Source organism: Saccharopolyspora sp. CA-218241 (genome assembly GCF_050954615.1).
Taxonomy (GTDB): Bacteria; Actinomycetota; Actinomycetes; order Mycobacteriales; family Pseudonocardiaceae; genus Saccharopolyspora; species Saccharopolyspora cebuensis.
The window spans coordinates 3,132,061-3,151,289 of sequence record NZ_CP191860.1; the positions used below are offsets into that span (position 1 = coordinate 3,132,061).

Here is a 19,229-nt window from a genome sequence, read left to right on the forward strand (position 1 = left end):
AACTATCCACCTATGCGCACAACGCGCAACGAGCCCGACGGGCGCACCGGCGGCGAGGCGGTCGTCACACCTCGGCCCGTCGCCCGGTCCGTGCTGGTCACCGGGCCGCGGCGGCCCCGGAACACCGCGTCGGGCCACCACGCGGGTTGGTGGCCCTCCCGCGGTCCGGTACGGTCGATCGGAGCATTCGCGCCCGCGGGTCAGCCCCGGCGCGCACCGTCCCCGGCAGGAAGAGCCCCACTCCCCACCACTCGTGAATCGATCGGGCTCGCACGTCCGCATCCACCTGCCTCTCCGATTCCGCACCGGCCGCCGCGCGTCCGCGTGCTCCGCTCCAGCACATCCACCGGGAGTTCTCCGTGTCCGACGCACCCGACCGACATACCGCGCCCGCGAAACCGGGCGCCGTCTTCTTCTCCTCGGTGGCGCTGTGCGCCGTGTTCGTGCTGTGGGCCGTGCTGTCCACCGAAAGCCTCAACGCCGTCACCGGCACCGTCCTGGACTGGGTCACCGGCAATTTCGGCTGGGTCTACCTGGTTTCGGCGCTGGGCATCCTCGGCTTCCTCGCCTGGCTCGCCGCGAGCCGCTGCGGCCGCATCCGGCTCGGCGCCGACGACGACCGCCCCGAGTTCCGCACCATCAGCTGGCTGGCCATGATCCTGGCCGCCGTGATGGGTTCCGGTCTGATCACCTACGGCGTCACCGAGCCGATCACGCACTTCGCCGAACCGCCGCACGACCTCGCCGAACCCGGCAGCAAGCACGCCGCGGTGGTCGCGCTCCAGCACTCCTTCTTCGACTGGGGCCTGCACGCCTGGGGGATCTTCGCGGTGTTCGGCATCGCACTGGGCTACTCGATGCACCGCAAGGGCCGCAAGGGACTGATCAGCCCGATGCTGCGCCCGCTCCTCGGGTCCGCTGTGGACGGACCGGTGGGCAAGGCGGTGGACGTGCTGGCGATCTTCGCGACGCTGTTCGGCACCACGACCTCGCTCGGCCTCGGCGCCATGCAGATCAGCGGCGGACTCAGCCACGTGCTCGGGCTGCCCGGCGGGGTGGGCACCGAGATCGCGATCATCGCGGTGGTCACGGTGCTGTTCACCATCTCGGCGATCACCGGGCTGCACAAGGGAATCCGCTTCCTCAGCGAATCCAGCACGGCGCTGGCGGCGCTGCTGTTCGGGTTCGTGCTGCTGGTCGGTCCCGGCGGGTTCGTGCTCAACCTGCTGGTGGAATCGCTCGGCCTCTACATCGGCGACTTCGTCCCGATGAGCCTGCGCACCGGGATCTTCGGGCAGCTCGACTGGATGCAGAGCTGGACGTACTTCATGCTCGCCTGGTGGATCTCCTGGGGCGCCTTCGTCGGCGTCTTCCTGGCCCGGATCTCCCGCGGCCGCACCATCCGCGAGTTCGTCCTGGCGGTGCTCGGCGTGCCGAGCGCGGTGTTCTTCCTCTGGTTCGCCACGATGGGCGGTTCGGCGATCTTCCAGGACGCCTTCCAGGGCGGCCGGGTCGCCGAGGCCGCGCAGGCCGACGCCGCGGGCTCGATCTTCGCGATGCTCTCGGCCTACCCGCTGTCCACGCTCACCTCGCTGATCGCGACGGTGCTGGTGCTGATGTTCTTCGTCTCCGGTGCCGATGCGAACACCTACGTGCTGAGCATGCTCTCCTCCGACGGGCACCCGCGTCCGAGCGCGGCGGTGCTCGCGGTGTGGGGCGGCCTGACCGGCCTCACCTCCGTGGTGCTGCTGCTCGCCGGCGGCTTGGAGGCGTTGCAGCAGGCGGTGATCATCAGCGCCGCGCCGTTCGTGGTGCTCATGATCGGCCTGGCCTACTCGCTGTGGCGCGAGGTCCGGGAGGACCCCTTGGTCCGCGCCGGTCCCCGCACGCGCGAGGACGTCGAACTGGTGTGAGCGGGGGCGGACCTCACCGGCGCAGCTGCTCGGCCAGCAGGCCGAGCAGCGCGTCGGCGTCCACGGGTTTGGCCACGCAGTCGGTGGCCCCGGCTTCCAGGCTGCGTTCCCGGTCGGCGGGCATGGCCTTGGCCGTCACCGCGATGATCGGCAGCTCGCGGTAGCGCGGCATCTCCCGGATCAACCGGATCGCCGCGTCACCGTCGAGCTCCGGCATCATCACGTCCATGAGCACGGCGCGGACGTCCTCGTGCTCGCGCAGCGCGCTGATCCCGGCGAAGGCGTCCCCGGCGGTCACCACCTCGAGCCCGTGCTGCTCCAGCAGCATCGCCAGCGCCCGCGCCCCGCGTTCGTCGTCGTCGACCAGCAGCACCCGCTCGCCGTCGAACCGCGGGCGCACCCCGGTCTCCGGCTCAGCCCGCAGCGGGACGACCGCTTCGTCCGCCGGTTCCTCCTCGGGCGGCGCGGTGGGCAGGAACACCGCGAAGGTGCTGCCCCGGCCGGGTTCGCTGCGCACCGCGAGCTCGCCGCCGAGCAGCGCGGTGAGCTCCTGGCTGATCGACAGCCCGAGCCCGGTGCCCCCGTGCTCCCGCACGGCGGTCGCGTCGACCTGCTGGAAGGCCTCGAACACGCGCGAGAGCTGGTCCTCCGGGATGCCCCGTCCGGTGTCGCGCACCTCGAGGGCCACCCGCTGCGGCGCGCACCGCAGCTCGGCGGCCCCCACCTCGGTCGGCGAGGCGGGCCGGACGCGCAGCTCGACCCGGCCGCGGTCGGTGAACTTCACCGCGTTGGACAGCAGGTTGCGCAGCACCTGCTCCAGCCGGTCCCGGTCGGTCCGCAGGGTCGGCGGGACCGAGGGGTCGACCACCACGTCGAAGCCGAGCCCCGCGTCCTCGGCCACCGGCCGGTACAGCGCGTCGAGGTCCGCGGCCAGCTCGGCGAGCTCCACCTCCGCGGTGAGCAGGTTCATCCGGCCCGCCTCCACCTTGGCCAGGTCCAGCACGTCGTTGATCAGCCGCAGCAGGTCGGTGCCCGCCTGGTGGATGGTGCGCGCCAGATCCACCTGCTGCGGGGTGAGCGTGCCCTCCCGGTCCTCGGCGAGCAGCTTGGCCATGATCAGCACGCTGTTGAGCGGGGTGCGCAGCTCGTGCGACATGTTGGCCAGGAACTCCGATTTGTAGGCCGAGGCCCGGGAGAGCTCCCGCGCCCGGTCCTCCAGGTCCTGCCGGGCCTGTTCGATCTCCAGGTTCTTCAGCTCGATGTCCCGGTTGCGGCTGGCCAGCAGGGTCGCCTTCTCGGCGAGTTCGGTGTTCGAGCGGCGCAGCTCGTCCTGCTGGGTCTGGAGCTGCTCGGAACGCTCCCGCAACTGCTGCGCGAGGTGCTGGGACCCGGCGAGCAGCTCCTCGGTGCGGGAGTTGGAGACGATGGTGTTGACCTCGACGCCGATCGTGCCGGTCACCCGCTCCAGCAGGTCGAGGTGCACCGGCGCGAAGCGGCGCACCGCGGCCAGCTCCAGCACCGCGAGGACCTCGTCCTCGAACCGCACCGGCAGCACCACCAGGTTCACCGCGTCGGCCTCGACGAGCCCGGAGCCGATCCGCACGTGCTCCGGCGGCGCGTCGGTGACGAGCACGGTGCGCCCGCTCGACGCGACCTGGCCGACCAGCGACTCGCCGGGCCGCACCCGGGAAGCCCCGGCCCCGGGCGGCACGCCGTAGCCCGCGGTCCGCTCCAGCACCGCCCGCCCGTCGGGATCGCTGCGGCGCAGGAAGAAGGCGCCGTACTGGGCGCCGACCAGCGGGACCAGTTCGTCGAGCACCGACCGGGCCAGCACGTCGAGCTCGTGGCCGCCCTGCACCACCGCCGAGAGCCGGGCCAGGTTGCTCTTGAGCCAGTCCTGCTCCCGGTTGGCCCGGGTGGTCTCCCGCAGGTTGCCGATCATCGCGTTGATGTCGTCCTTGAGCTCGGCGACCTCCCCGGCCGCGGCCACGGTGATCTCCCGGCTCAGGTCGCCCTCGGCGACCGCGGTGGCGACCTCGGCGATGGCGCGGACCTGGGTGGTGAGGTTTCCCGCGAGCCGGTTGACGCTCTCGGTGAGCCGCCGCCACGTCCCGGAGACGTCGGCGACCTCGGCCTGACCGCCGAGCCGCCCCTCGGTGCCGACCTCGCGGGCCACTCGCGTCACCTCGTCGGCGAAGGCGGAGAGCCGGTCGACCATCGTGTTGATGGTCGTCTTGAGCTCCAGGATCTCGCCGCGGGCGGCCACGTCGATCCGCTTGGACAGGTCGCCGCCGGCCACCGCCGTGGTCACCTGGGCGATGCCGCGCACCTGGCCGGTCAGGTTGTCGGCCATGGTGTTCACCCCGTCGGTGAGCTCCTGCCACGTCCCGGCCACCCCCGGCACCCGCGCCTGGCCGCCCAGCCGCCCCTCGGTGCCGACCTCCCGCGCCACCCGGATCACCTCGTCGGCGAACGCGGAGAGCCGGTCGACCATGGCGTTGAGCGTGTTCTTGAGCTGGAGCACCTCGCCGCGGGCGGCCACGTCGACCTTGCGGGTGAGGTCGCCGCGCGCGACCGCGGTCGCCACCACGGCGATGTCGCGAACCTGCGCGGTGAGGTCGTCGGCCAGCAGGTTCACCGCCGCGGTCAGCTCCCGCCAGCGGCCGCGCGCGCCCGGCACCTCGGCGCGCGCCCCGAGCCTGCCCTCCTCGGCGACCTCGCGGGCGACGCGGGAGACCTCCTCGTCGAACACCGCCAGCCGCCGGACCATCGCGTTGATCGTCCCGGCCAGCTCACCCATCTCCCCGCGGGCCTCGGCGGTGACCTCCCGGGACAGGTCGCCCGCCGCGACCGCACCGGTCACCCCGGCCACGTCGCGCACCTGCGCGGCCAGCGCCGCCGAGGTGCCGTTGACCGCCTCGGCCAGCTCCAACCAGGTGCCCGCCAACCCGGTGGGGTCGACCCGGCCGCCGAAGCGCCCCTCGACGCCCAGCTCGCGCACCACCCGGACGATCCCCTCGACCGCACGCGCCACCCGGTCCAGCGACCGGTTCGCGTCGGCGGCCGAGCCGCCGGGCAGCGCGACGTCGGCGCGGCGGGGAAGCCGTGCGGCCAGGTCGCCGCGCGCCAGCGCGCCGAGCACCCGTTCGGGCTCGGCCGGCGGGCCGGGCAGCTCCCGCACCAGCGCGTCCGCCGCCGACGCCGCCCGGGCCCAGCCTCCGGGCGCGCCGTCCACCCGCACCGGGGCGATCGGTCGGCTGCCTTCCGCTGCCGCGGCGCTGACCCGCTCCAGCTCGGCGACGAGGCGCTGGTTGCGCTCGGCGAGCTCGTTGAACACCGCGGCGATCTCAGTGGGCAGCCCGCCGCCGGTGAACGCCAGCCGCCGCCGGAAGTTGCCGTCGCGGAGGTCGCGCAACCCCAGCAGCAGGCGGGTCAGCACCACCGGTTCGGTGTCCGGCCGGTCCTGCGGTGCCATCGCGCCTCCCGCTCCCCCGCTGCTCCGTGCCCGCGCTACCGCCGGTCGCGGGACCCCCGGTCCAGGCGCAGCTCGGTGGCCAGCACGGCGGCCTCGCTGCGGTGCCGCATCGACAGCTTGGCCAGCATCTGGGAGACGTAGTTCTTGACGGTCTTCTCCGCCAGGTACATCCGCTTGGCGATCTCCCGGTTGGTCAGCCCTTCGCCGACGAGCTCGAGCACCTGCCGCTCGCGGTCGGTGAGCTCGCGCAGCGGGTCGGCCTGCTCCTGCTCCTTGCGCAGCCACCGCAGCATGGCCTCGGACTTCTGCGGGCTCAGCAGGGACTCGCCGCGTCCGGCGATCCGGATGGCCCGCACGATCTCGTCGCTGACCGCCTCCTTGAGCACGAAACCCGCCGCACCGGCCATGATCGCGTCCATCAGGGCGTCGTGGTCGTCGTAGGAGGTCAGGATGAGGCAGCGCAGGCCCGGGAGCTGGGACTGCAGCTCCCGGCAGAGCTCGACGCCGTTGCCGTCGGGCAACCGCACGTCCAGCACGGCCACGTCGGGCTGGACCTTCGGCACCCAGGCCAGCGCCTCCCCCACCGACGAGGATTCGCCCGCGATCTCGAGGTCGGCCTCCGCCTGCACCAGAGCGGCGATCCCCCGCCGGATGATCTCGTGGTCATCGACGACGAACACACGTGCCATCGCGCTCTCCTCCCTCGTTCCGGGAAGGCACCCTGGACCGGGGCACGCGCTAGTACTCCCGCATCAGCCGGGCGAACTCGCTGTTGGCCGCGGCCCACTCGTGGGTCATCAGCTCGGCGGGCACCTCGGGGCGCGGCTCGGCGTCGACGGTGACGACGAAGCCGGGTTCGGAGACCCGCTTGCGGAGCTGGACCAACCGGCCCCCCGCCGAGCACCCGATACGTTCCCCGTCGGGGGCGCTGCGGCTCTGCCCCGGCGTCAACGCGGAGGTGTCGAAATCGGCCATCTCCCGGTTGTAGCCCATCGCGGCGCTGATCGCCGGTCAGCGGTGCTCAGCCGTGCAGGGCGAGGTAGGGCGCGAGCGCGACCAGCGCGCCGATCAGGGCGTACTTCAGCCCGCGGGTCGGCAGCGCGCGGGCGAGCTTCCAGCCCAGCAGCACCCCGGCGAGCTCGGGCACGCCGACCAGGGCGGCCAGCGGCCAGTCGATCGCCCCGTGGGCGAGGTAGCCGAGGGTGCCGACCCCGGCGATCACGATGGACTGCACCTGCGCCGCGGCCAGCGCGGACAGCACCGGAACGCCGAGCGCGACCAGCAGCGGCACGGTGAGCATGGGTCCGCCGATGCCGACGACGCCGCTGGCCGCCGACACCGCCAGCCCCAGCGCCGCCACCGCCGGCTCGGGCGGCCGGACCGCCGGGGCGGCGGGCGCGCGGCGATCCCGGTACCACACCAGAGCGGCGACCAGCACCAGGAACACCGCGAGCACCAGTCCGAACGCCCTGGCTGAGACCGCCGAGTTGAGCAGCACGCCCAGCGGGGTGCCGAGCACGGCGGTGCCGGCCAGCACCAGCGCGTCCCGCCGGGTGCGCGGTTCCCGCAGGTGCCCGGAGCGGGTGTAGGCGGCGGTGGCCAGCGCCCCGGTGGCCACGTGGGTGACGATGGCGGTGCCCGCCACCTCGGCCGGGGCCAGCCCGGTCAGCGCGAACAGGCCGATGGTGGGCAGCACCCCGCCCGGGCCCACGGCGGTGATGCCGACGCCCCCGGCGAAACCGATCAGCGCCAGCACCACCAGCACCGGCAGCGACAGGTCGGCCATCAGCGCGCCCCCGGCCGCTGCCCGTTCCCGCTCACCGGCACCGCTCAGCCGTTGCGCGGGAAGCCGAGGTCCACCCCGCCCTGCGAGGGATCGGGCCAGCGGGTGGTCACGACCTTGGTGCGGGTGAAGAAGCGGATGCCGTCCGGGCCGTAGGCGTGCGCATCGCCGAACAGCGAGTCCTTCCAGCCGCCGAAGGACTGGTGCGCCACCGGGACCGGGATGGGCACGTTCACGCCCACCATGCCGACCTCCACCTCCTCGCTGAAGGCCCGCGCCGCGCCGCCGCTGGCGGTGAAGATCGCGGTGCCGTTGCCGTAGGGGTTGGCGTCGAGCACCTCCAGCGCGGCGTCGTAGCCCGGCACCCGCAGCACCGACAGCACCGGGCCGAAGATCTCGTCGGTGTAGATCGACATGTCGGTGGTGACGTGGTCGAACAGGGTCGGGCCGAGCCAGAACCCCGCGTCGGCACCGTCGGCGGCGACGTCGCGGCCGTCGACCACGAGGTCCGCCCCGGCCCGCTGCCCCGCCGCCACGTAGGAGGCGACGCGGTCCCGGTGCGCGGCGGTGACCAGCGGGCCCATGTCGCAGCCGCGCCGCCCGTCGCCGACCCGCAGCCCGGCCATCCGCTCGGCGATCCGGGCGACCAGCTCGTCGCCGACCGGGTCCACCGCGACGACCGCCGAGACCGCCATGCAGCGCTCGCCCGCGGAGCCGAACCCGGCCGACACCGCGGCGTCGGCGGCGAGGTCCAGATCGGCGTCGGGCAGCACCACCATGTGGTTCTTCGCCCCGCCGAGGGCCTGCACCCGCTTGCCCCGCGCGGTGCCCCGCTCGTAGACGTAGCGGGCCACCGGCGTGGACCCGACGAAGGAGATCGCCTTGATCCCGGGGTGGTCCAGCAGGCCGTCGACGGCCGCCTTGTCGCCGTGGAGCACGGTGAACACCCCGTCCGGCAGCCCGGCCTCCTGCCACAGCCGGGCCAGGAACATCGCCGCCGACGGGTCCTTCTCGCTGGGCTTGAGCACCACGGCGTTGCCGCAGGCGATCGCGCCCGGGACGAACCACAGCGGCACCATCGCCGGGAAGTTGAACGGCGAGATCACCCCGACCACGCCGAGCGGCTGCCGGACCGAGTGCACGTCCACGGCCGTCGAGGCGTTCTCCGAGAAACCGCCCTGGAGCAGCGCCGGGATGCCGCAGGCGTACTCGACGTTCTCCAGCCCGCGCTGGACCTCGCCCGCGGCGTCGGAGACCACCTTGCCGTGCTCGGCGGTGATGATCCGGGCCAGCTCGTCGGCGTGCCGGTGCAGCAGCTCGCGGAAGGCGAACAGCACGGCGGAGCGGCGGGCCAGCGAAGTCCGGCGCCAGGTCCGCGCCGCCTCCGACGCCGAGGCGACGGCGGCGTCCACCGCCTCCTGATCGGCGAAGGCGACCCGCGCGGTCTCCGCACCGGTGGCGGGGTCGAAGACCGGACCGCTGCGCTCGGGGTCGGTGCCGGTGACCCGGCCGCCGATCCAGTGCCCGATGGTCATGCGCGCAGCTCCTTCTCAGCGGTGGTCAGGACGTCGGTGAGGACGGCCAGGGCCTCGGCGGCCTCCTCCTCGGTCAGCGTCATCGGCGGGGCCAGCCGCAGCACGTTGCCGTGCAGGCCGCCCTTGCCCACCAGCAGCCCGCGCTGCCTGGCCAGTTCCAGGACGCGCCCGGCGGCCTCCGGGGCCGGTTCGGCGGAGCCGGGGCGGACCAGCTCCACGCCGATCATCAAGCCCTTGCCCCGTACATCGCCGACCAGCGCACTGCTCTCGGCGTGGGTGCGCAGACCGGCGAGCAGCCTCGCGCCGAGCCGGGCGGCGTTGCCCTGCAGGTCGTGGTCGAGCAGGTACTCCAGCGTCGCCGTCGCCGCGGCGGTCGATACCGGGTTCCCGCCGAAGGTGGACAGCGAGTTCGCGGTGAGGCAGTCCATCAGCTCCGCTTCGGCGACGAGGCCGCCGATCGCCATGCCGTTGGCCAGCCCCTTGGCGAAGGTCATCGCCGAGGGCACCACGTCGTGCGCCTGGATGCCCCAGAAGTGCTCCCCGGTGCGTCCCCACCCGGTCTGCACCTCGTCGGAGACGAGCAGGATGCCGTACTCGTCGAGCACCTCGGCGAAGGCGCCGAACAGGCCGTCCGGCGGCGTGGCGAACCCGCCGACGCCCTGGATCGGCTCCACGATCATGCAGGCGACGTCCCCGGCGGTGGTCGTCTCGATCACCTCGCGCAGGTCCTCGACGCAGGCGCGGACGTAGTCGGCGTCGGACAGGTGCCGGAACGGGCTGCGGTAGCGGTAGCCGCCGTGCACGTAGCTGACCTTGACCGGGGACAGCGCGCTGGCCGACCAGCTCCGGTTGCCGGTGATGCCGACCGTGGCGAACGCGCGGCCGTGGTAGGAGTTGCGCAGCGCGAGCACCTGGTTGCTGCGCCGGTGCTGGGTGGCCAGCATCAGCGCGGTCTCGTTGGCCTCGGTGCCGGAGTTGGTGAAGAACACCTTGGGCCGGGACATGCCGGAGAGCTCGGCGATCCGCTCGGCGAGCTCGACCTGCTGCCGGATCAGGTACAGCGTCGAGGTGTGCAGCACCCCGCTGTCGACCCGCGCGCGGATCGCATCGCTGATCTCGGGGATGTCGTAGCCCACCGCGTTGGTCAGGATGCCCGCGAAGAAGTCCAGGTAGGTGTTGCCGTCGGCGTCGGTGACGTGCCTGCCGCGACCGCTGACGATCTCGACGGGTTCCTCGTAGTACAGCGACATCCAGCCCGGCATCACCTCGCGGTGCCTGGCCAGCAGATCGGATCGGCTCATCGGTGGTGCTCTCCCCTCCGCGCACGGCTGCACCCGGCAGTCTCGTCGGCCCGGCCCCGCTCCACCATCGACAACCTGTCCTGTTCTAATGATCGCCGCGTGACGGTGTGTGCGCTGCCGAGGAGGTTCGATGCACCCGACCTCGCCCGACGTCCTGCTGCTGCCCACCGTGGCGGAGGTGCTCGACCTGCCGGAACTGCGCCAGGGCAAGCCCCGCGTGGTGGCCGGGGCGACCGGGCTCGACGGGCGGGTCCGCTGGGCGCACGTCGCCGAACTCGCCGACATCGCCGCCCTGCTCAACGGCGGGGAACTGGTGCTGACCACCGGCATCGCGCTGTCCGACGCGCCGGAGGCGCTGGCCCGCTACGTCGACGAGCTCGCCGCGGTGGGCGCCGCCGGGCTGATCGTCGAGCTCGGCCGCCGGTGGCGGGACCGGCTGCCCTCGGCCCTGGTCGACGCCGCGCACCGGCACGACCTGCCGCTGGTGGCGCTCGACGTGGAGACCCGGTTCGTCCGGGTGACCGAGGCCGTGGTGGCCCGGATCCGGGACGCGCAGCTCGCCGAGCTGCGCACCACCCAGGTGATCCACGAGATCTTCACCGACCTGACCACCGCGGGCGCCGAACCCGCCGAGGTGCTGCGCGAGGCGGCCCGGCTCACCGAGCGCCCGGTGGTGCTGGAGACGATGGCCCACCAGGTCCTCGCCTACGACTCCGCCGGTGCGGACCCGGTGTCGCTGCTGTCGGACTGGGCCGAGCGCTCCCGCGCCGCGGTGCAGTCCGGCCGCACCCGCTACCACCCGGAGCAGCGCTGGCTGACCACCGTCGTGGGCGCCCGGGGCGACGACTGGGGGCGCCTGGTGCTGGTGAGCCCGACGGCGCCGCCGCACCGGCACGTGGTGGTCGCCGAGCGGGCCGCCTCCGCGCTGGCGGTGAACCGGCTGGCCGCCCGCGACCGGGAGAGCCTGGAGCGCCAGACGCACCGCACGCTGCTCACCGAACTGCTCGGCGGGGACGCCGACCCGGCGGACCTGGCCGCCCGCGCGGCGGGGCTCGGGGTGGCGTTGACCGGCCCGCTGGCCGGGGTGGCGGTGCGGCCCCGGACCACCTCCGCCGCCGCACCGGCGCTGGAGAGCCAGCAGGCGCTGCGCGACCTGTCCGAGGCCATCGCCTCGGCGGCGCGCAAGGCGAAGCTGCCCGCCCTGGTCGGGGTCGTCGACGACATCACGGTGCGGGCGCTGGTGGTGCTGCCCGAGACCGGAGCCGACGCCGTCCTCGGCCAGGTCGCCGCGGAGGTGCGGCGGTCGGCTCCCGCGCTGCCGGTGGTGATCGCGGTGGGCAGCGCGGCCCGCTCCCCCGGCGGCGCCCGCCGCACCCTCTCGGAGGCCGCGCAGGTCGCCGCCGCGGCGCTGCACCTGGCCGACGACCGCGACGTCCACCGGCTCGACGACGTCCGGCTGCGCGGGCTGCTGCACCTGCTGCGCGACGACGAGCGGGTCACCGCGTTCGTCGAGCGGGAGCTCGGCGCCCTGCTCGACGACCGGCGGCTGCTCGACGCGCTGCGGCACTTCTGCGACCACGGCGGCAACAAGTCCGCCGCCGCGGCGGCGGCGCACCTGTCCCGCACCGCCTACTACGCCCAGCTCGCCCGCGTGGAGCAGCTCCTGGGGGTGTCGCTCGGCTCGCCGGAGTCGGTGGTGTCGTTGCACGTCGCCCTGCTTGCCCGGGACCTGGCCGACCCGAGCTGATCACGGCGTTCCCGGGCAGCGCCGGTGCGCCGAGGCGCACAATGCGGGTATGTGCCGCAGCATCAAGACCCTCCGCCCGCCCTACGCCGAGCGGGTCACCGACGACGACGTGCGGGCCGCCGCCCTGCAGTACGTCCGCAAGATCTCGGGTTTCCGCGCCCCGGCCCCGCACAACGCCGCCGCGTTCGACCGCGCCGTCGAGGAGGTCGAGCGCGCGACCGCCGCGCTGCTCGACTCCCTCGAGGTGCGGGGGCGCTCCCGCTGAGGTCCCGCCACCCGCGCCGGACGCTCAGGACTCCAGCGCGATGTCCGACGGGTGCGTGGTCAGCGGGGTAATCTCGATGTCCATGTACGGGAACAGCGGCAGGTTCCAGAGGATCTCGTGCAACCGGTCGTGGCCGGACACGTCGAAGATGCTCAGGTTCGAGTACTGCCCCGCGCAGCGCCAGATGCGCACCCACTCCCCGCCGCGCTGGACCTCCTGCGAATAGGCCTTCTCCCGGGCCAGCGCGTCGGACTTCTCCTCGGGGTTCATGCCGACCGGCAGGTTGACGTCCATCTTCACCGCGTAGAGCACGGGCGTGCTCCTCCTCTCCTCGGCGTCGGGTGCGGCGGCGGCTGCCGCCACGAGGTCATTCGGGGTCGAGCACGAAGTCGTACGTGACCTCGTTGCCCTTCCCGTCGGCGGCGGGCTTCGGGTCGAGGATCAGCTCCGGCTTCACCGCCTGGGCGACGTCGTCCTCGACGTGCTCGCCGCCCCGGAAGTAGAGCTGCACGGTGAGCAGCTGGTGCCCCGGTGCGGAGACCTTCAGGTGCAGGTGGGCGGGCCGCCAGGCGTGCCAGCCCGCGGCGGCGATCAGCTTGCCGCACGAGCCGTCCTGCGGGATCTGGTACGGGGCCGGCTGCATGGTGCGGATCCCGAAGTGGCCCTGCTCGTCGGCGATGATCGTGCCGCGCAGGTTCCACTCCGGCAGGCCCGGCGCGAACTGCGAGTAGAAGCCCTCGTCGTCGGCGTGCCAGATCTCGACCTTCGCCCCGGCCAGCGGTGCGCCGCCGACCGCGGTGACCTGGCCCTGGAACAGCAGCGGGGTGCCGTTCTCGTCGGGCCGCATCGGCAACGTCGCCTCGGCGGGCAGCTCCGGGGAGTCCGGCACGTAGTACGGGCCCTCGATGGTGCCCTTGGAACCCTGGCGGTCCTCGTTGGCGACCTCCTCGACGACGTGCTCGATCCACACGTCGAGGAACAGCGGCCACTCGCCGTCCTGGCCGACCGAGATCAGCCACGACTTGAGGGCGTCGTACTCGTCGTAGGTCACCTTGTGCTCGCGGATCACCTGGTGCACCGCGGTGATGACCTCGGTGGCCAGGGTGTGCACCCGTTCCTGGCTGGTGCTCGCGGCGGCACCGGACCGGCGCTGGCGGAACCGCTCGGTCGCCGAGGCGCCCGACGCGGCGGCGGTGGCGGTCTGCTCGGGGTTGTGCTGGGTCATCGTCGTACTTCCTGTTCTCCGACGGCGGTTGCGGCGCGCTCAGGTGTCCTGCCGGTAGCGCGCCAGCTTGTCGGGGTCGATCTCGATCCCGAGTCCCGGGACCTGCCGCACGGCCACGGTCCCGCCGGTGATCCGGACGGGTTCGGCCAGCAGGTCATCGCTCATGTCGAGGAAGTTCGACAGCTCACCGGCACGCCGGGCGGTGTGCCGGTGCGCGGCGCCGAACGCGGCGCTGCATACCGTGCCGATCTGGCCGTCGATCTGGTTTCCCAGCACGACCTCGACTCCGAGCCCCTCGCACTGGTGCAGCACCCGTTGCGAGGTGCTGAAGCCGGTGCGGGCGGTCTTGATGCTGATGGCGTTGGCCGCCCCGGAGAGCAGTTCGCGGGTGACCTCGCCGGGGCGGGTGGCGCTCTCGTCGGCGACGAACGGGATCGGGCTGCGCTCCACGAGCCACCGCCTGCTGAGGACGTCGTCGGCCGGGCAGAGCTCCTCGGCCAGGGTCAGGCCGAGGTCGTCCATCTCGCGCAGCGCGCGGGCCGATTCGGAGGCGGTCCAGCCCCGGTTGCCGTCGACGTAGAGCTCGACCTCCTCGCCCAGCCCCTCGCGCAGCGCCCGGCACGCCCGCACGTCCAGGGTGTGCGGCCGGCGGCCGACCTTGACCTTGAACGTGGTGATGCCGTGCTCCTCGCGCACCCGCTGCGCCTCGGCGACCATCTGCTCCGGCGGGGCGAACCCGACCATGTGCGCCACCCGCATCCGGTCGGTCCAGCCGCCGAGCAGCTCGGTCACCGACCGGCCGGCCGCCTGGCCGACGACGTCCCACAGCGCCATGTCCAGCGCCGCCTTGGCCGCCGGGTTGCCGATGGTGCGGTCCAGGCGCTCGTGGACCACCTCTCGGCGCAGCGGGGAGAGCCCGACGACCGCGGGGGCGAAGAGGGAATCCAGCACCGCCACGATGGACCGCTGGGTCTCGCCGTAGGTGTAGGGGCGCGGTGGCGCCTCGGCCACCCCGACCAGGCCCTCGTCGGTGTGCACCCGCACCAGAACGTGATCGGCGGTGCGCGCCTCACCACTGGCGAACTTCAGCGGCTTGCGGTACGGGATCGCGAACGGGATGGCGTCAACCTGCGTGATCTTCACGGGTGTCCTCGATGTCGGGGGCGGTGAACACGTCGTGTTCCGAGAGCGTCGCCAGCACGGAGCGCAGCAGCGGTGAGGTGTCCTCGGCGCGCCAGGCCAAGGCGAGTTCGACGGCTTCGGCATCGGGCACCGGGACGAACACCACGCCGTCCAGCGGCAGCGCGCGCACCGAGGCGGGCGCCAGCGCGACGCCGAGCCCGGCGGCGACCAAGGCGACCTGGATGGCGGCCTCGCTCGCCTCGTGCCCGATCTGCGGGTAGAAGCCCGCCGCCAGGCAGCTCCGCAGCACCGCGTCGTTGACCACCGATCGCGAGGTCGCCGCGTACACGATGAACTGCTCGTGGCGCAGCTCGGCCATGCCGACCTCGGGTTCCCCGGCGAGCCGGTGGTTCTTCGGCAGCACCAGGACCAGCGGCTCGCGCTCGATGGCGCGGTGCACGACGGCTTCGTCGCGGGTGGGCGGTCGCAGCACGCCCAGGTCGACCTCGCTGCGCAGCAGCGCCCGCTCCTGGGCCGCGGTGAGCATGTCGGGGTGGATCTCCAGCGCCACCTCGGGCAGCGCGCGCCGCAGGACCTGGGCGATGCGGGGCAGCTGCCGGTACGAGGCCAACCCGGTCAGGCCGAGGCGCAGCACGCCGTGCGAGCCGTCGGCGAGCCGCTTGACCCGCCGGGTGGCGTCGTCGACGGAGGCCAGGATGCGCAGCGCGTCGTCGAAGAAGACCGCGCCCGCCGGGGTGAGCTGCACCTGGCGGGTGGTGCGGGTGAGCAGCGGGGTCCCGAGCTCGGCCTCGAGCTGCCGGATCGCTTGGGACAGCGGCGGTTGCGCCATGTTCAGGCGCTGCGCCGCCCGGCCGAAGTGGCGGGTCTCGGCCACGGCCGCGAAGTAGCGCAGGTGGCGCAGTTCCATCCCGGCCTCCTCCCCGTCGAGCTGTGTCCCCGACCACGCGGTGACTTCCGGAATCCGAGAGTAGGTCAGCCATTCAGCTCCGACAAATACCCATCGGGGATGGATTGAGACGCGGCACGTCTCAGTGGGGTCCTAGGTGAGGACTGGGCAAATGCCCGGCGTGACGCACGCCACCTCCGTGCCAGCGTCGTCGGCACGCCGCGGACGCCGAGGTCCGCAGCAGGAAGGGAGGCACCGATGTCGCAGACGCTGGAGCGCATCAGCAGCACGCTCACCGATGCCGTGGTCGAGGACCCGGAGCGGGGGATCTACCGCGCGAAGCGCCGCATCTTCACCGACGCGGAGCTGTTCGAGCTGGAGATGAAGTACATCTTCGAGGGCAACTGGGTGTACCTGGCGCACGAGAGCCAGATCCCGGAGATCGGGGACTACTTCACCACCCACATCGGCCGGACGCCGGTGGTGATCACGCGGGACAAGCAGGGCGAGCTCAACCTGCTGGTCAACGCCTGCACCCACCGGGGTGCGATGCTCTGCCGCCGCAAGCGGGACAACCGGACCACCCTCACCTGCCCGTTCCACGGCTGGACGTTCAGCAACAACGGCAAGCTGCTCAAGGTCAAGGACCCGCGCGGGGCCGGCTACCCGGAGCAGTTCAACACCGAGGGCTCGCACGACCTGACGCGGGTGGCGCGCTTCGACAACTACCGGGGATTCCTGTTCGGCAGTCTCAACCCGGACGTCAAGCCGCTGACCGAGCATCTGGGCGAGACGACCAAGATCATCGACATGGTCGTCGACCAGTCGCCCGAGGGCCTGGAGGTGCTGCGCGGCGCGTCCAGCTACGTCTACGACGGCAACTGGAAGCTCCAGGCCGAGAACGGCGCCGACGGCTACCACGTTTCGGCGACGCACTGGAACTACGCGGCCACCACCGCCCGCCGCACCTCCGGCGAATCCGCCAACAGCACCAAGAACATGGACGCCGGCGGCTGGTCGAAGCAGAAGGGCGGCTTCTACTCCTTCGAGCACGGCCACCTGCTGCTGTGGACCGAGTGGGCCGACCCGAGCAATCGCTCGCTCAACGAGCGGCGCGACGAGCTCGTCGAGCGGTTCGGCGAGGACAAGGCGAACTGGATGATCGGGTTCTCCCGCAACCTCTGCCTGTACCCCAACGTCTACCTGATGGACCAGTTCAGCTCGCAGATCCGGCACTTCCGGCCGATCTCGGTGGACAAGACCGAGGTCACCATCTACTGCATCGCGCCGAAGGGCGAGAGCGCCGAGGCCCGGCAGAACCGGATCCGGCAGTACGAGGACTTCTTCAACGCCACCGGCATGGCCACCCCCGACGACCTGGAGGAGTTCCGGGCCTGCCAGAACACCTACGTCGCGGGCGGCGGCAACGACCTCAGCCGCGGCGCGGTGCACCGGATCGACGGTCCGGACGAGGACGCCGCCAGGCTCGGCATCGAACCCATCGCCAGCGGGGTGCGCACCGAGGACGAGGGCCTCTACCCCATCCAGCACGGCTACTGGCTGGACACCATGCGTGCCGCGGTCGCCGCCGAAGCCGCCCAGCAGGACCAGTGAGGAGCCGGACGATGACCGCGACCGACGCACGCACCGTGACCCTCGAGGAGGTCCGGGAGTTCCTCCACCGCGAGGCCCGGTACCTCGACGACCGCGAGTTCGAGCGGTGGCTGGAGTGCTACCACCCGGACGTCGAGTTCTGGATGCCCGCGTGGGATGACGACGACGAGCTCACCACCGACCCGCGCACCGAGATCTCGCTGATCTACTACGCCAACCGGGGCGGGCTGGAGGACCGGGTGTTCCGGATCCGCACCGACCGCTCGGCGGCGACCAGCATCCCGGAACCGCGCACCGGCCACAACATCACCAACGTGGAGATCCTGGAGCAGCGCGGGGATCACGTGGACCTGCGGTTCAACTGGTTCACGCTGTACTACCGGTACCAGACCGTGGACACCTACTTCGGCACCTCGTTCTACACGGTGGACTTCTCCGGCGACCAGCCGCTGATCACCAGCAAGAAGATCGTGCTCAAGAACGACTACGTGCACCACGTGGTCGACATCTACCACGTCTGAGCGGAGGTGGATCGACGATGACCTTCCAGGTCGCGCTGAACTTCGAGGACGGGGTGACCCGCTTCGTCCCCTGCGGTCCGGGCGAAACGGTCGCCGAGGCCTCGTACCGCTCGCGGATCAACATCCCGCTGGACTGCCGGGACGGCGCCTGCGGCACCTGCAAGGCGATGTGCGTCTCCGGCGACTACGACGGCGGGGACTACATCGAGGACGCGCTCAGCGGCGAGGAAGCCGCCGCCGGGTTCGCGCTGCCGTGCCAGATGATGCCGGAATCGGACCTGGTGCTGGAGATCGCGGCGACCTCGGAGTCGGCCAAGACCGCCGCCGCGTCCCACGGTGGCGCGCTCACCGAGGTCCGGCGGCTTTCGCCGAGCACCGTGGCCTTCACCGTCGAGCTGGACGACCGGGACCAGCTCGCGTTCCTGCCCGGGCAGTACGTCAACGTCGCGGTCCCGGGCCTGGACGGGGTGACCCGGTCGTACTCGTTCAGCAGCGGACCGGCCGAGAAGTCGGTGTCCTTCCTGGTGCGGATCACCGAGGGCGGCGCCATGTCCGGCTACCTCGCCGACCGCGTCGAGGTGGGCGACCGGCTGGAGTTCACCGGCCCGATGGGCACCTTCTACCTGCGCTCGCTGGCGCGTCCGGCGCTGCTGCTGGCCGGCGGCACCGGGCTGGCACCGCTCCTGTCCATGCTGGACGGACTCGCCGACACCGAGCCGGCGCACCCGGTCCACCTGATCTACGGGGTCACCACCGACCAGGACCTCGTCGAGCTGGACCGGCTGCACGACCTCGCCGCGCGGATCCCCGGGTTCACCTTCGACTGGTGCGTGGCCGACGAGGCCAGCACCGCGGTGCACAAGGGCTACGTCACCAGCCTGTTCACCCCGGAGAACCTGCGCGGCGGGGACCTCGACGTCTACCTGTGCGGGCCGCCGCCGATGGTGGAGGCGGTGCGCGGGCACCTGGCCGAGCGGGGCGTCAACCCGGTGAACTTCTACACCGAGAAGTTCACCGTCGCCGCCACCGGGGAGGACCGGTGACCGGGCGGTTCGGCGGGAAGATCGCCGTGGTGACCGGTGCGGCGCAGGGCATCGGGCGGACCGTGGCCGAACGGCTGTTCGCGGAGGGCGCCGAGGTCGTGCTGGTGGACCGCGCCGAACTGGTGCACGAGGTCTCCACCGGCCTGATCTCCGGCGGCCGCAAGGCCCACGGCGTGACCGCGGACCTGGAGCACCACGCCGGGGCCGAGGAGGCGATGACCGAGGCCCTGGAACGGCACGGCGGCATCGACGTGGTGGTCAACGGCGTGGGCGGCACCATCTGGGCCAAGCCGTACCAGCACTACCCGCCGGAGCAGATCGAAGCGGAGGTGCGGCGCTCGCTGTTCCCGACGCTGTGGAGCTGCCGGGCCGCGCTGCCGCACCTCATCGGGCAGGGCGGCGGCACCATCGTCAACATCTCCTCGGTGGCCACCCGGGGCATCAACCGGGTGCCCTACGCCGCGGCCAAGGGCGGGGTCAACGCGATCACCACGGCGCTGGCCCTGGAAGCCGCGCCGCACGGCGTCCGGGTGGTGGCCACCGCCCCGGGCGGCACCGACGCCCCGCCCCGCCGGGTGCCGCGCGGGCCCGGCGCCCAGGACGACCAGGAACGGGCCTGGTACCAGCAGGTGGTGGACCAGACCGTCGGATCGTCGCTGCTCAAGCGCTACGGCACGCTGGAGGAGCAGGCGGCCGCGATCGCCTTCCTGGCCTCCGACGAGGCCTCCTACATCACCGGGTCGGTGCTCCCGGTGGCGGGCGGCGACGTGGGCTGACC

General features: G+C 72.6%; 17 protein-coding genes. 7 read left to right on the forward strand and 10 right to left on the reverse strand.

From position 1 onward, the window contains the following. Positions 1 to 359: 359 nt before the first annotated feature. Positions 360 to 1,913 carry a BCCT family transporter gene (locus ACQP0T_RS14920; protein ID WP_433868613.1) on the forward strand — a complete coding sequence of 518 codons (1,554 nt, stop codon included), beginning with the start codon at positions 360 to 362 and terminating at the stop codon, positions 1,911 to 1,913. A gap of 13 nt (positions 1,914 to 1,926) precedes the next feature. Here ACQP0T_RS14920 and ACQP0T_RS14925 read toward each other — a convergent pair whose 3' ends face one another. Genes ACQP0T_RS14925 through ACQP0T_RS14950 form a run of 6 tightly spaced genes read right to left on the reverse strand, consistent with a single transcriptional unit; the run spans position 1,927 to position 10,007 of the window. Next, entirely contained in the window at positions 1,927 to 5,388 is a 3,462-nt protein-coding gene (locus tag ACQP0T_RS14925) for a HAMP domain-containing protein (protein ID WP_433868614.1), read from the reverse strand. Positions 5,389 to 5,423: 35 nt separating this feature from the next. Beyond that, positions 5,424 to 6,077: a response regulator transcription factor gene (locus ACQP0T_RS14930; protein WP_345365985.1), complete on the reverse strand. Its 654-nt coding sequence runs from the start codon at positions 6,075 to 6,077 to the stop codon at positions 5,424 to 5,426. A 49-nt stretch (positions 6,078 to 6,126) separates the two neighbouring features. Continuing rightward, positions 6,127 to 6,363: a hypothetical protein gene (locus tag ACQP0T_RS14935; RefSeq protein ID WP_345365983.1), complete on the reverse strand. Its 237-nt coding sequence runs from the start codon at positions 6,361 to 6,363 to the stop codon at positions 6,127 to 6,129. Positions 6,364 to 6,409: 46 nt separating this feature from the next. Continuing rightward, a complete protein-coding gene (locus ACQP0T_RS14940; RefSeq protein ID WP_433868615.1) occupies positions 6,410 to 7,174 on the reverse strand; it encodes a sulfite exporter TauE/SafE family protein in 765 nt (254 codons plus the stop codon). Between the two features lie 44 nt (positions 7,175 to 7,218). Continuing rightward, entirely contained in the window at positions 7,219 to 8,706 is a 1,488-nt protein-coding gene (locus tag ACQP0T_RS14945; RefSeq protein ID WP_433868616.1) for a CoA-acylating methylmalonate-semialdehyde dehydrogenase, read from the reverse strand. After that, complete coding sequence (locus tag ACQP0T_RS14950; RefSeq protein ID WP_433868617.1) at positions 8,703 to 10,007, reverse strand: aspartate aminotransferase family protein; 1,305 nt, start codon at positions 10,005 to 10,007, stop codon at positions 8,703 to 8,705. Before ACQP0T_RS14950 ends, ACQP0T_RS14945 begins: the two co-directional genes overlap by 4 nt. Before the next feature lie 157 nt (positions 10,008 to 10,164). Between ACQP0T_RS14950 and ACQP0T_RS14955 the strand changes: the two genes are divergently transcribed. Both ACQP0T_RS14955 and ACQP0T_RS14960 read left to right on the forward strand, forming a co-directional pair. After that, a complete protein-coding gene (locus ACQP0T_RS14955) occupies positions 10,165 to 11,754 on the forward strand; it encodes a PucR family transcriptional regulator (RefSeq protein WP_433873728.1) in 1,590 nt (529 codons plus the stop codon). 49 nt (positions 11,755 to 11,803) lie between these two features. Continuing rightward, entirely contained in the window at positions 11,804 to 12,019 is a 216-nt protein-coding gene (locus ACQP0T_RS14960; RefSeq protein ID WP_433868618.1) for a DUF2277 domain-containing protein, read from the forward strand. 24 nt (positions 12,020 to 12,043) lie between these two features. Here the strand turns inward: ACQP0T_RS14960 and catC are convergent, their stop codons facing one another. The 4 genes from catC to ACQP0T_RS14980 are packed head-to-tail and all read right to left on the reverse strand — an operon-like array spanning position 12,044 to position 15,294. After that, entirely contained in the window at positions 12,044 to 12,331 is a 288-nt protein-coding gene (gene catC, locus ACQP0T_RS14965; RefSeq protein ID WP_433873730.1) for a muconolactone Delta-isomerase, read from the reverse strand. A 55-nt stretch (positions 12,332 to 12,386) separates the two neighbouring features. Further along, positions 12,387 to 13,244: a catechol 1,2-dioxygenase gene (gene catA / locus ACQP0T_RS14970; protein WP_433868619.1), complete on the reverse strand. Its 858-nt coding sequence runs from the start codon at positions 13,242 to 13,244 to the stop codon at positions 12,387 to 12,389. Positions 13,245 to 13,283: 39 nt separating this feature from the next. Further along, positions 13,284 to 14,387 carry a mandelate racemase/muconate lactonizing enzyme family protein gene (locus ACQP0T_RS14975; RefSeq protein WP_433868620.1) on the reverse strand — a complete coding sequence of 368 codons (1,104 nt, stop codon included), beginning with the start codon at positions 14,385 to 14,387 and terminating at the stop codon, positions 13,284 to 13,286. After that, positions 14,368 to 15,294 carry a LysR substrate-binding domain-containing protein gene (locus ACQP0T_RS14980; protein WP_433868621.1) on the reverse strand — a complete coding sequence of 309 codons (927 nt, stop codon included), beginning with the start codon at positions 15,292 to 15,294 and terminating at the stop codon, positions 14,368 to 14,370. The genes ACQP0T_RS14975 and ACQP0T_RS14980 overlap by 20 nt, the downstream gene beginning before the upstream one ends. A 237-nt stretch (positions 15,295 to 15,531) precedes the next feature. On the opposite strand from ACQP0T_RS14980, the gene benA reads away from it, so the two are divergent. The 4 genes from benA to ACQP0T_RS15000 are packed head-to-tail and all read left to right on the forward strand — an operon-like array spanning position 15,532 to position 19,227. Next, positions 15,532 to 16,887, forward strand: a complete 1,356-nt coding sequence (gene benA, locus ACQP0T_RS14985; RefSeq protein ID WP_433868622.1) for a benzoate 1,2-dioxygenase large subunit — start codon at positions 15,532 to 15,534, stop codon at positions 16,885 to 16,887. A gap of 11 nt (positions 16,888 to 16,898) precedes the next feature. Beyond that, entirely contained in the window at positions 16,899 to 17,408 is a 510-nt protein-coding gene (gene benB, locus ACQP0T_RS14990; protein ID WP_433868623.1) for a benzoate 1,2-dioxygenase small subunit, read from the forward strand. A gap of 17 nt (positions 17,409 to 17,425) precedes the next feature. Continuing rightward, positions 17,426 to 18,451: a benzoate 1,2-dioxygenase electron transfer component BenC gene (gene benC / locus ACQP0T_RS14995; protein WP_433868624.1), complete on the forward strand. Its 1,026-nt coding sequence runs from the start codon at positions 17,426 to 17,428 to the stop codon at positions 18,449 to 18,451. Next, complete coding sequence (locus tag ACQP0T_RS15000) at positions 18,448 to 19,227, forward strand: 1,6-dihydroxycyclohexa-2,4-diene-1-carboxylate dehydrogenase (RefSeq protein WP_433868625.1); 780 nt, start codon at positions 18,448 to 18,450, stop codon at positions 19,225 to 19,227. The genes benC and ACQP0T_RS15000 overlap by 4 nt, the downstream gene beginning before the upstream one ends. Positions 19,228 to 19,229 lie beyond the last annotated feature (2 nt).